The sequence below is a fragment of the Lascolabacillus sp. genome (assembly GCF_028696275.1).
Lineage (GTDB): Bacteria > Bacteroidota > Bacteroidia > Bacteroidales > Dysgonomonadaceae > Proteiniphilum > Proteiniphilum massiliensis.
This window is the reverse complement of the sequence record NZ_JAQVHI010000014.1, coordinates 40,861-53,459: the sequence shown is the minus strand read 5'-3', so window position 1 is coordinate 53,459 and position 12,599 is coordinate 40,861. Positions and strand designations below refer to the sequence as shown.

Here is a 12,599-nt window from a genome sequence, read left to right as displayed (position 1 = left end):
CCTTTTGCCAATGTTAATTCACTGCTGAAGGTAGCTGCAATTTTATCTGAAAATTTAATGCTGCTATTCATTGCCGGGTTAAATAGACCGAAGGAGCCACCTTTTACTGAAAGACTACCATTTAATTTTTCTTTGTTTTTGAATTCCGGCGTTTTACTATTTATATTTATTCCCGAGGCTGATGCAAAAGCTTTAGCTGGTAGGAAGATATTGTCGTTTTGACCATTATTAAGTGTTACACTTTCTATATTATCTAGTGAAAAACGACCAATATCTATTTGCCCTGACTGTAAATCTGTTACTTCCAATCCATTGTAACTTATGCCTGTATGACTTGCTCCGAGTCCACGGACAGAGATAGTCTTCAATCCCCCTATTCCACCATAATCTTTCACAGTTACACCTGAAAAATGCTTTATTGCATCGGAAAGCTGTAAAGCATTCAGAGCTTGTAATCTATCATTGGATAGTATCTGAAATGGAGTAGTTGAGCGTATTTCTCTGTCTGCAGTTTTCTCTGTAATTACTATTTCAGGCAAATAGAGCGAGTCAGCAATATTCTGTGCAAATAAATTGTTGATTGACACAATTGCTGTAAATACAAATTGAAATGTCAGTTTTAGTAATTTCATCTATACCGAATTAATTTCGGTAAAGCATAATGAAAATGAATCACGTAATAAATAGAGTTTTCGTGTCGTTTTCATGCTTTATTCCCCGAAAGCCATGTAACTATTTTTAAATTATGGGCAGGTCTTCTGACTTACTCCGGTGTCTGAACGCCTTCCCGAACAGTATGTTCAGTGGCAAAAGGTGATATGTTCAGCACGTAAGCGGAGCTTACAGCAGCGGGTCTGTTCAGGATTTACACCTGATTCCCTTTTCATTACCGGTTTCGAAGCCATTTTGAAACAGGTAACACCAATAATTCGGAGGCAAAGTTAGTAATTTTATGACAGTTTACAAGAAAAGCCGATTTTTATTTTTTTTTGCTTTCCAGGTAGCGTATTAATACCTCACTTTTTTCTTTTTCAAGTTTTAGTTGCTCGATGCTTAACAGTAGATTTGATAATTCAAAAGATTGTGAAATTCCTTGCTTGGCATCATTTGGTAATGTAGTTGTTATGGTTCTATTTCCGATAAAGTTAACGGTAATTGGTTTATCCCGATTTGTATATATAAACTGTGCCAGGCCATTCTCGTCGTTTCCACTGTATCTAACTATTTCGTATGATTTATCTAATGTGTTAAAACGGTAGTTAAGTCCATCGGAAGTTACAACTCCTGTTTCTGCAAAGGTGTTATCGATAGATATTGCTCTAATTTGATTATGTTTAATAGTAGTTCCGGAAAGAATGCTTTCGATAAATAATAATCCCTTTTCACTTACACCAGATCGAAGGCCATTTCGGTTTAATGAAGCATTATGAGGATAAATCTTTGGATAATATTCTCCAAATTCCTGGTAGCGATCGTCACGTATAAAATCGAACATGGTCAGCATTTCGTTTAACTGCTTATAGTTTTCGCTTAGCATAGAATCGCAAAACTGAATATTCCTTTTATTCTCGGCCATACGTACTTCCTGCATTAAAGAAAACCCTGAATTTATCTCATCAAAAGATTTAGGAAATAGGATTTTTATGCTGTCTATCTTCAACTTAGCCAATTGATAATTACCCTCTTTATATGCTGTCTCAGCTTCTGAAAGATAATCTTTAGCACTTCTGTTACTTCCAAAACATGAAGGTAACATAACGGCTAATAGCATTAAAATTATGGTCTGAACAGAGTATCGCATTATTTATAACATTATACAATTACACAAACTTACGAAATTTATTTATCATAAAAAGCTGTTTTAAGGCTCAATTATTGTAATTTTGCAATTCGTAACAGTAAAATAATTTGTGAATTATGGATATATCTCAAGAAGAGATACGATCGAATTTAAATAAAGATATTTTTAGGTTAATATCACAGACCGCTGATGAAATGAACTTAGAGTGTTATCTCATTGGAGGATATGTTAGAGACTTTTTTCTTTACCGCCGTTCAAATGATATAGATGTTGTGACTGTAGGTAAGGGTATAGAGCTTGCTGAAGCTGTTGCAAAAAGATTGGGTAGAAACACACGAATCAATGTTTTTAAAACTTTTGGTACCGCACAGATTAAATATAAAAATTACGATATAGAGTTTGTAGGTGCAAGAAAAGAATCTTATAGATTTGATTCTCGCAAACCTGTTGTGGAGGATGGTACATTAGAAGATGATCAGAAAAGAAGAGATTTCACCATTAATGCAATGGCATTTTGCCTCAATAAAGAGAGATATGGTGAACTGATTGATCCATTCAATGGGATGCAGGATCTTAAAGATTTAATTATTAGAACTCCACTGGATCCGGATATAACTTTCAGTGATGATCCTTTGAGAATGATGAGAGCGATACGCTTTGCTTCTCAACTTGGATTTGACTTGTATCCCGATACTTTTGATGCTCTGGCACGCAATAAGGAGCGAATTAAGATAGTTTCGAGGGAGCGTATAGCTGATGAGCTTAACAAAATAATTATGTCTCCTAAGCCATCCATAGGGTTTAAATTGTTGGAAATTACCGGACTTCTTGAAATAATCTTTCCTGAGTTAACTGCTTTGAAAGGGGCTGAAACAAAAGATGGAGTAGGGCATAAAGATAATTTTTATCATACTCTTATTGTATTGGATAATATCTCCAAAGAAACTGATAATATCTGGTTGAGATGGTCAGCTCTTCTTCATGATATAGCAAAACCTGTTACTAAAAGATGGGACCCAAAATTGGGATGGACATTCTATAATCACAACTACATTGGTGAGAAAATGATACCTAAAATATTCCGAAGGATGAAACTTCCTCAGAATGAAAAAATGAAGTATGTGCAAAAAATGGTATCACTACATATGCGACCAATGCAGCTGGTGGAAGAGGAGGTTACCGATTCTGCAGTTCGCAGGCTTCTTTTTGATGCAGGTGATGATATTGAAGATCTGATGACTCTCTGTGAAGCAGATATAACTTCTAAGAATCCTGTAAAAGTAAGACGTTTCATTAATAACTTCGCTATTGTAAGAAGAAAACTTAAGGAAATAGAAGAGAAAGATCGTGTTCGGAATTTTCAACCACCGATTGATGGAAATGAAATTATGGAAATATTCGATCTTCCCCAGGGAAGAGAGGTGGGAATACTTAAAGCAGCTATTAAAGAGGCCATACTTGATGGTATTATTCCTAACGAACATGATGCCGCATATAAATTTATGCTTGAGAAAGCTAAGGAAATGAATCTAAAGACAAGATGAACTTTTCGTTCTTGGCTGTGTTAGATTTCTGTTTTTAATTTCAATAACTTAATATTTTATAATGGAAACTAGTTCCGTTTTTTGGATAGGATTCTTAATCCTAATTGTAGTACTATTAATTCTTGATATGTTTGTTTTTCATAAGAAAGGAGAAATAGTAAGTGTTAAAAAAGCTCTTTGGCTTAGTCTTTTCTGGATTTCTTTAGCATTGATATTCAATGTGATAGTCTATTTTATAATGGGAAAAGAGCTCGCTTTTGAATTCCTGACTGCATATGTGATTGAGAAATCATTGAGTGTAGATAATCTTTTTGTGTTTATCCTTATATTCTCATCATTTAAAATAGATCCAAAGTATCAACATGATGTTCTTTTCTGGGGTATACTTGGAGCTCTTGTGTTCAGAGCTATTTTTATTTTTGCTGGTATTGCCCTGATTGAGAGATTTGCATGGATAATGTATGTTTTTGGAGGTTTTCTTGTAATTACGGGGATTAAGATGGTACTCGATAATTTTAAGGAAAATAAACAGGAGGAGAATGAATCAGCAAAAGATTTAAATCAGAATTTCTTTGTCAGATTAATTAGAAAATATTTTCCAACTACAGATGATATGTCGGATGGAAAGTTTTTCAAAAAAATAAATGGCAGACACTTTGCAACTCCTCTTTTTATGTCATTAATAGTAATTGAACTTACTGACCTGGTTTTTGCTGTAGATTCAATTCCTGCAGTGCTGGCCATTTCTACTAATATGTTTATAGTGTATACATCTAATATATTTGCTATACTGGGACTAAGATCTCTTTACTTTGCTCTCAGGGGAGTAATGGACTATTTCCATTATTTGAAATATGCACTTAGCATAATCTTGGTTTTTATTGGAAGTAAAATGATGATTAACCATTTTGCACATACGCAAAACAGTGAATTTTATATTCCAACCTTAACTTCTTTATTTATCATAATTGCTTTGATAACTGTTTCTATAATAGCATCTGTAATAAGAAGTAAAAAGATGGAGAAAAAGGTGATTGCAGAGCCTATAATAAATACATCAGAGAGAAAAGAGATTTAGGAAAGAGGGAATTTAAGTTTTTTTCCTATAATTATTCACATTTAGCCTGTTTTTATGCAATAAATTTTATTACTTTGCAGATTGTTTGGAAATAGGCTTAGTTCACTTCAACTGTATGTCCGTAAAGAAAAAAGTATCCACCGCCAGGTTTTTAAATGCAAAGATTACATCTACTATCAGCATCTCATTGGTTTTGGTGTTGTTAGGATTAACAATTTTGATACTCTTCATGGGTAACGGTATGTCGAAGTATATCAAGGAGAATATGAGTTTTAGTGTTATGCTTTCTCCCGATATATCTGACACTGAAATTGCAAATATCAGAAAGGATTTGGATTCCAGACCATTTGTGAAATCCTCAAGGTTTATCAGCAAAATAGAAGCCAAGGAGCAGCTTATTAAAGACTTGGGAGAAGATCCTGAAGAGCTTTTAGGTTTTAATCCGGCTCAAGATTGTATCGAGATTTTTTTAAACTCCGATTATGCTAATAATGATAGTATTGCGGTAATAAGTAAACTAATCAGGAGTGATAATAATGTAACAGATTTACTATATCAGCAGGAAGCAATTGATCTGATAAATAATAACCTTTCGAAGGTAATGACTGTTTTGCTTATACTTGCTGTGGTGTTGATGTTTATATCATTCACTCTTATAAGAAATACAATAAGACTAAGTATATATTCTAAAAGGTTTATAATTAACACAATGAAGCTTGTTGGTGCTACTGGTGGTTTTATAAGAAGACCTTTTATTAGAAACAATATTTTTACTGGTGTGATTTCAGGTATATTGGCAAATGGGATAATATTTCTGATGCTTACTTATTTCAGCAGAGAATATGTTGAAATTAAGCCGCTGATTTCTACTACAGACATGATTATGATTTTTGCAATTGTGATCTTACTGGGGGTAGCAATTTCAACAGCTGCTACAGCATTTGCAGTTAACAGGTATGTTAAAATGAAATCGGATCAACTTTACTATGTATAAAAATTAATATTAAGATATGTCTCAAAAAAACATCGCTTTAAGCAAAACAAACTTGATAATTTGTAGTATTGCAGTTATTATTATCATCTTGGGGTTTTTATTAATGACAGGACCTTCAACTACATTTGAAAGTGGATTTGAACAGGATATATTCAGTGCCAGACGTATAAAACTTGCACCTATAGTTTGTTTAATCGGGTTTGTTTTAATGGTTTTTGGTATATTATACCCATCTAAAGAGAAAGAGATAAAAGAAGTAAAAGTAGAAAAATAGTGAAAAGGAATACTTTTAATAAAAATATAATATGAGTGTTCCTGAGGCTATTATACTTGGTATATTACAAGGACTGACAGAATATCTTCCTGTTAGCAGTAGTGGACATCTTACTATTGGATCAGCGCTTTTTGGGATTCACCCAGAAGATAATTTAGTGTTTACAGTGATGGTGCATGTTGCAACTGTGCTGAGTACTTTAGTTATCTTATGGAAAGAGATTGCATGGATTGTTAAGGGTTTGTTTAAATTTGAAATGAATGCCGAAACAAAGTACTCAATCAATATCCTAATTTCTATGATTCCAATAGCTATTATTGGGTTCTTTTTCAAGGATAGTGTAGAGTCAATCTTCAGTTCAGGCGTTCTGATTGTAGGTATTATGTTACTTATAACTGCAGCATTACTTACAATGACTCATTACTATAAACCAAGACAGAAAGAAAATATAAATCATAAGGATGCTTTCATTATTGGTTTGTCTCAAGCAGTAGCTGTAATACCGGGCTTATCTCGTTCAGGCACTACTATAGCAACAGGACTATTATTGGGAAATAAAAAAGCCAATTTAGCACAGTTCTCTTTTTTAATGGTTATTCCATCTATATTAGGAGAGGCTATGCTTGATATATTAAAGTTTAGTCAGGGAGTTGATGTCACTGGTACTATCTCTAATGTTGCTTTAATTTCAGGATTTATCGCCGCTTTTGTTTCTGGATGTATTGCCTGTAAGTGGATGATAAACATTGTTAGAAGAGGTAAATTAATTTATTTTGCAATATATTGTTCAATAGTTGGTTTAGCAACAATACTATTCACTTTATTAGCTTAAATATAATTTAAATGGATTTTATCGAAGGAGAGATATTGCATATCGATAAACCATTACATTGGACATCGTTCCGTGTAGTGAGTGTTGTTAGAGCAAAACTTTGTCGAAGATTGAAAATCAAGAAGCTTAAAGTGGGCCATGCGGGTACCTTAGATCCTTTGGCAACTGGAGTAATGACAATTTGTACTGGTAAAAAAACAAAATCTATTGAAGAGCTTCAATTGCAGACTAAAGAATATGTTGCAGATATAATGCTGGGTGCTACAACTCCATCATTTGACAAAGAAACAGAAATTAATGAGGTATTCCCCACAGAGCACATAACCAGAGAGTTGATAGAGGACAAATTAAAGCTTTTTGTGGGAGAAATTGATCAGGTGCCACCTGTTTATTCTGCTGTAATGGTAGATGGAAAAAGAGCTTATGAATATGCGCGAAAAAATGAAAATATTGAACTAAAACCAAAAAAATTGGTTATAGATAGTATTGAATTGATTTCTTGCAATATCCCGAACATAACAATTAGAGTGGTATGTAGCAAAGGTACATATATCAGAGCGCTTGCCAGAGATATTGGTGAAGCTTTGGGTTCGGGTGCACACTTAACAGGTTTGGTTCGTACAAGAGTAGGGGATATTACTCTTGCTGATTGCTTGAAAATGGATGAGATTGATCGGTTTATAGAAGATCACATAATAATATAATTGATACAGGAATTTTTTTAACGTATGAAACTTTCGCAATTTAAATTTAATTTGCCGGAAGAACTTATCGCGAAATACCCTTCACATCATCGCGATGAGTCACGGCTACTTGTTGTTCACAAAAAATCAAATGAACTGGAACATAAGGTGTTTAAAGATGTTTTGGATTATTTCAATCCAAAAGATTTTTTCATTTTTAATAACACTAAAGTATTTCCGGCTAAACTATTTGGTAATAAAGAGAAAACCGGTGCAAAGATTGAAGTTTTCCTGCTGAGAGAGCTAAACCCGGAACAGCATCTTTGGGATGTTCTTGTTAATCCAGCCAGAAAAATAAGAATAGGGAATAAGCTTTACTTTGGTGATAATGAGGAGTTAGTTGCTGAAGTTATTGACAATACAACATCCAGGGGACGTACATTACGCTTTCTGTATGACGGACCATATGATGAGTTTAAGAAACAGTTGTTTCAGATAGGTGAGACTCCAATACCGGAATATATGGAACGTGGAGCTGAGCCTGAAGATTTTGAAAGATATCAGAATATATTCGCAGAAAAAGAAGGAGCAGTTGTTGCTCCGGCAGCCGGGTTGCATTTTAGTCGTGAATTAATGAAAAGGATGCAGCTGAAAGATATAGAGTATGGTTTCCTTACTCTTCACAATGGCTTAGGCGCTTACCGTATGATTGATGTAGAAGACTTGTCTAAACATAAGATGGAGTCGGAGCAGATCATAATTACTGAAGAACTGTGTGAAAGAGTAAATAAAGCTTATGATGAAGGGCATAATATTTGTGCTGTTGGGACTTCAGTATTACGAACTATTGAAACTACCGTTAGTACTGATGGTCATCTGAAGCCAAGAGAGGGATGGACTAATAAGTTTATTTTCCCCCCATATGATTTTACTCTTACTAAGAGTCTTATAACTAATTTTCATTTGCCATATTCTACATTATTGATGATGACATGCGCATTCGGTGGATATGAAAAGATAATGGAAGTATACGATATTGCTGTAAAAGAAAAATATCGCTTTGGAGCATATGGTGATGCAATGCTTATAATTGACTAACTCTTTTCATGGAGGATAAAGAAAATAGGATTTTCTCTGTTTTTCTTTCTCTTGGATCAAATCTGGGTAACAAAGAAAGAAACATTGAATTTGCATACAAAAAAATAGAAGAGCAGATAGGAGATATAAAATCTTCTTCTGCTTTTTTTTATTCTTCACCTGTTGGTTTTATTTCGGAGAATAATTTTGTAAATTCTGTCTGCGAAGTGACATCATATTTAGATGTTGATTCTATATTCGCAACTTCTCAAAGGATTGAGAAAGAGATGGGTAGAGTGGGCAAGAGTCTTCATGGTGTTCACTCTGACAGAATCATCGATATTGATATATTGCTGATCAATGATTTGATTATAAATAGACCAGATCTTATTATTCCTCATCCAAGACTTCATGAGCGTAGCTTTGTCATAATTCCCTTAAGTGAAATTGCAGGTGATGTTTTACATCCGGTTCTTAAAAAAACAATCAGAGAGCTAAAAGAGGAGTTTTATAGAAAGTTTCAAATATAAAACTTTAAAAAGACATTAATCAAAGCAATTAAAAAGAATATAGATTCAAGAAGTAATAAATGAGATATATATAAAAAAAATGTCATATTTGTATTATTGAATCGGATAAATAAAAAAAATTGATATGGCACTCTTCGGAAAAAGTTATGACCATTATCTGGGCTATGCACTAAGCGGAGGTGGTGCTAAAGGTTTTGCACATTTAGGAGCACTTAAAGTATTGGATAAGTGTGGTCTTAAACCTGATGTAATAGCAGGTACAAGTGCCGGCTCTCTTGCTGGTGTATTTTACGCTGACGGTTATCACCCTGAAGAAATTGAGGAGCTATTTAGGAAGAGAGAATTTAAGGAGTTTATTGAGCTATCAATACCAAAAGCAGGACTACTTAAAAGTACAGGGTTGCATAGTTTTCTAAAAAAGAATCTTAGAGCAAAGAGTTTTGAGGAGCTGAAAATTCCATTCTACGCTATAGCAACAGATTGGAACAGAGCATGTACTGTAGCATTCTCAAATGGTGATGACTTGGTTGATGCAGTAGTTGCATCATGCTCAGTACCAGTAATTTTTAATCCACAGTACATTCATGGGAAACCATATGTAGACGGTGGTTTGTTAAAAAACTTTCCAGTATCTGTTATCAGGAAAAAGTGTAAATATGTAATAGGTTTGAATGTATCACTGATGATACCTCCTCCTGAAAAAAATAATATAAGAACTGTAATGGAAAGAACATTTAACCTGATGGCAAACTCTAACACTATCTTTGATAAAACATATTGTGATATATTGATTGAAGTCAAAGGTATTGAAAAGTATCACATGTTCGACTTAAATAACACGGATACTATCTCTAAGATTGGCTTTCATCATGCAGCAATTAAAATGAGTGAAATGGAATCATGGGATATTGTTGAAAAATGCCACAAACATTATGAGAGAATAAAGCAAATACAGGCTAAAATAGATAGTATCAGAAAAAAAATACATTATTGACGTGAAAAAAAAATACTTCATATATCAGTTGCTTCCAAGACTGTTTGGTAACAGCTCTTCTGCAAATGTTTTTAATGGAACTATTGAAGAAAATGGGTGTGGTAAATTCAATAATATTACGATAGACATTCTAAAGAAAATTAAAGATAACGGATATACTCATGTATGGTATATAGGGATACTTGCACACGCTTCAACAACTGATTACAGTGTATATGGTATACCAAAGGAGTTTCCTGAAATTATTAAAGGGAAAGCAGGTTCTCCATACGCAATTCGCGATTATTATGATGTAGACCCTGATTTAGCTGTTAATGTTCAAGAAAGAATGGCTGAATTCGAACAGTTAATTAAACGAACACATGAGATTGGACTGAAGGTTATAATTGACAATGTACCTAATCATGTGGCCAGAAATTATAAGTCGGTTAGCAAACCTTTAAATATATCAGATTTTGGGGAAAATGATGACGTAACTAAGGCATTCTCTCCCCAAAACAATTTTTATTATCTTCCGGGGCAGCATTTAGAGATAGTGCATCGTCATGGTAATATAAAAGAAAATAAATATGTTGAGTTTCCAGCAAAAGTAACAGGAAATGATAGTTTCACAAACAGACCATCACAAAATGACTGGTTTGATACTGTGAAGCTTAATTATGGTGTTGATTATTTAAATAATAATGAAGAGTGGTTTGACCCAATTCCAGATACCTGGTATAAGATGAAAGATATACTAATGTTTTGGGCTGATAAAGGAGTCGACGGCTTCAGATGTGATATGGCAGAAATGGTACCAGTTGCTTTCTGGAGATGGTCTATCCCCCAAATAAAAGCTAAGCACCCAGGTATAATTTTTATAGCAGAAATATATAATCCCTCGATGTACAGGGTATTTATTGATAAAAACTGTTTCGATTTCTTATATGATAAAGTAGGGCTATATGATGTACTTCGAGATGTATCATGTGGCTATAGACCTTCGTCAGATATCTCATTTACATTAAATAATGTTGGTGATATTCAAAAGAATATGCTTAATTTTATGGAGAATCATGATGAGCAGCGTATAGCTTCGGATTATTTTCTGAAAAATGGAACAAAGGGTAAAGCAGCTATGATTGTAACTTCATGCATAAATACTAACCCTGTAATGGTTTATGCAGGTCAGGAATTAGGTGAAAAGGGGATGGATGAAGAAGGGTTTAGTGGAAGAAATGGAAGAACAAGCATTTTTGATTATTGGTCTTTGAGCACTTTGAGGCGCTGGAACAACAACGGTTTGTGGAATGATAACTTATTAACTCAGGAAGAGAAAGATCTTGCCACATTTTATAAGAACTTGATTAATTTATGTAATGATGAAGATGCAATCTCTGGAGGACTTTTTTATGATTTAATGCCGGCTAATTACGAGAATAATGAATTTGACTCTACTCGTTTATTTGCATTTCTGAGAGGATATGAAAAAGATATTCTTTTAGTAGTAGCAAATTTCGATAGTTCAGAAAAAAAGTGTACAGTTGAAATCCCAATGCATGCATTTTCATTTATGCATTTTAATAATAAAAGCGAAGGCTTATTGATCCCTTTATTAAATAAAAGTAGCGAGGATATATCATTTAGAAACGATAAATCTTCAATACTGAAAATTGCTGCTCACTCAGGTGAGATTTACAGGATATCTTTCATGTAAAAAATTATTTATTGCAGTCGATATTTTGTACTTTTGCAAATGTTTTAGACACGTTTATCGATATAATATTAACATAAAACCCCAACTTGTTGGTTTTCACAAAATTACAAAGAATGCAGGATAGACCTTTTAAAATTTTTTCGGGTAACAAGTCACGTTACTTTGCCGAAAAGGTGTGTAATAGTTTAAATTGTCCCTTAGGAAATATGATTATTGAACATTTCGCTGATGGTGAATTTGCCGTTTCATATGAAGAGTCAATTAGAGGAAAACAGGTGTTTCTAATCCAATCTACATTTCCTAACTCTGACAATCTAATGGAATTATTACTGATGATTGATGCAGCAAAAAGAGCATCTGCAAAATCAATTGTTGCAGTAATTCCTTATTTTGGATGGGCTAGACAAGACAGAAAAGATAAGCCAAGAGTAAGCATCGGGGCAAAGCTTATTGCAGATATGCTTTCTGCTGCCGGAATCAATAGATTAATTACCATGGACTTGCATGCTGATCAGATTCAAGGATTTTTTAATGTTCCTGTCGATCATCTTTATGCTTCGGCTGTATTTTTAGAACACATTAAACAATTGGATTTGAGCAATATGGTAATCGCTACACCAGATGTGGGAGGAACAAAACGTGCTAGTGCTTACTCCAAATTCCTGGGATGTCCAATGGTGATTTGCTACAAACTGCGTAAGAAAGCAAATGAAATTTCTGATATGCAGATTATTGGTGATGTAGAAGGTATGGATGTGCTATTGATTGATGATATTGTTGATACAGCCGGCACAATCACTAAAGCATCTGACCTGATAATGGAACAAGGAGCAAATTCTGTAAGAGCAATTGCAAGTCATGCTGTAATGTCTGACCCGGCATCAACAAGGGTAGATAGCTCAGCATTAACAGAAATTATTTTTACTGATAGCATTCCATACTCTAAGAAATCTGAAAAAGTAAAAATACTTTCAGTAGCTGATATGTTTGCGGATGCTATTATGAGAGTATGCAACAATGAATCAATAAGTTCACTTTACGTAGTTTAAAATCATGTATTTTTTCTATATCTAAAGCAATAAATTCTTATTTAATT

13 protein-coding genes and 1 riboswitch are annotated in these 12,599 nt (G+C 33.8%); of the genes, 11 read left to right on the top strand and 2 right to left on the bottom strand.

Annotated features, from left to right (window positions below; translation table 11 throughout):
• The coding region (locus tag PHO43_RS05470) for a TonB-dependent receptor (RefSeq protein ID WP_288011561.1) at positions 1–632 on the bottom strand (632 nt) is incomplete at its 3' end.
• A 99-nt stretch (positions 633–731) separates the two neighbouring features.
• Positions 732–941: riboswitch (cobalamin riboswitch) on the bottom strand.
• Positions 942–979: 38 nt separating this feature from the next.
• Positions 980–1,801: an outer membrane protein assembly factor BamD gene (locus PHO43_RS05465; RefSeq protein ID WP_045089532.1), complete on the bottom strand. Its 822-nt coding sequence runs from the start codon at positions 1,799–1,801 to the stop codon at positions 980–982.
• 116 nt (positions 1,802–1,917) lie between these two features.
• Between PHO43_RS05465 and PHO43_RS05460 the strand changes: the two genes are divergently transcribed.
• The 11 genes from PHO43_RS05460 to PHO43_RS05410 all read left to right on the top strand — a co-directional run bounded on the left by PHO43_RS05460 (position 1,918) and on the right by PHO43_RS05410 (position 12,552).
• Entirely contained in the window at positions 1,918–3,345 is a 1,428-nt protein-coding gene (locus PHO43_RS05460; RefSeq protein ID WP_288009009.1) for a CCA tRNA nucleotidyltransferase, read from the top strand.
• A 61-nt stretch (positions 3,346–3,406) separates the two neighbouring features.
• Positions 3,407–4,423: a TerC family protein gene (locus PHO43_RS05455; protein WP_045089534.1), complete on the top strand. Its 1,017-nt coding sequence runs from the start codon at positions 3,407–3,409 to the stop codon at positions 4,421–4,423.
• Positions 4,424–4,538: 115 nt separating this feature from the next.
• Entirely contained in the window at positions 4,539–5,417 is an 879-nt protein-coding gene (locus PHO43_RS05450; protein ID WP_045089535.1) for a cell division protein FtsX, read from the top strand.
• 16 nt (positions 5,418–5,433) lie between these two features.
• The gene (locus PHO43_RS05445) at positions 5,434–5,691 is read left to right on the top strand and encodes a DUF3098 domain-containing protein (protein WP_053826322.1); all 258 of its coding nucleotides are present in this window, start codon (positions 5,434–5,436) and stop codon (positions 5,689–5,691) included.
• Positions 5,692–5,722: 31 nt separating this feature from the next.
• A complete protein-coding gene (locus PHO43_RS05440) occupies positions 5,723–6,523 on the top strand; it encodes an undecaprenyl-diphosphate phosphatase (protein WP_288011559.1) in 801 nt (266 codons plus the stop codon).
• An 11-nt stretch (positions 6,524–6,534) separates the two neighbouring features.
• A complete protein-coding gene (truB, locus tag PHO43_RS05435) occupies positions 6,535–7,227 on the top strand; it encodes a tRNA pseudouridine(55) synthase TruB (protein ID WP_045089538.1) in 693 nt (230 codons plus the stop codon).
• A 24-nt stretch (positions 7,228–7,251) separates the two neighbouring features.
• Positions 7,252–8,304: a tRNA preQ1(34) S-adenosylmethionine ribosyltransferase-isomerase QueA gene (gene queA / locus PHO43_RS05430; protein WP_045089539.1), complete on the top strand. Its 1,053-nt coding sequence runs from the start codon at positions 7,252–7,254 to the stop codon at positions 8,302–8,304.
• A gap of 8 nt (positions 8,305–8,312) precedes the next feature.
• Positions 8,313–8,813, top strand: coding sequence for a 2-amino-4-hydroxy-6-hydroxymethyldihydropteridine diphosphokinase (gene folK, locus PHO43_RS05425; RefSeq protein ID WP_288011557.1), 501 nt, complete (start codon positions 8,313–8,315; stop codon positions 8,811–8,813).
• 124 nt (positions 8,814–8,937) lie between these two features.
• Positions 8,938–9,807 carry a patatin-like phospholipase family protein gene (locus PHO43_RS05420; protein WP_053826320.1) on the top strand — a complete coding sequence of 290 codons (870 nt, stop codon included), beginning with the start codon at positions 8,938–8,940 and terminating at the stop codon, positions 9,805–9,807.
• Positions 9,803–11,503 (top strand): alpha-amylase family protein, encoded by a 1,701-nt coding sequence (locus PHO43_RS05415; RefSeq protein ID WP_502867179.1) that lies wholly within the window; start codon positions 9,803–9,805, stop codon positions 11,501–11,503. The genes PHO43_RS05420 and PHO43_RS05415 overlap by 5 nt, the downstream gene beginning before the upstream one ends.
• A 113-nt stretch (positions 11,504–11,616) precedes the next feature.
• Positions 11,617–12,552, top strand: coding sequence for a ribose-phosphate pyrophosphokinase (locus PHO43_RS05410; RefSeq protein ID WP_045089543.1), 936 nt, complete (start codon positions 11,617–11,619; stop codon positions 12,550–12,552).
• Positions 12,553–12,599: the final 47 nt, after the last annotated feature.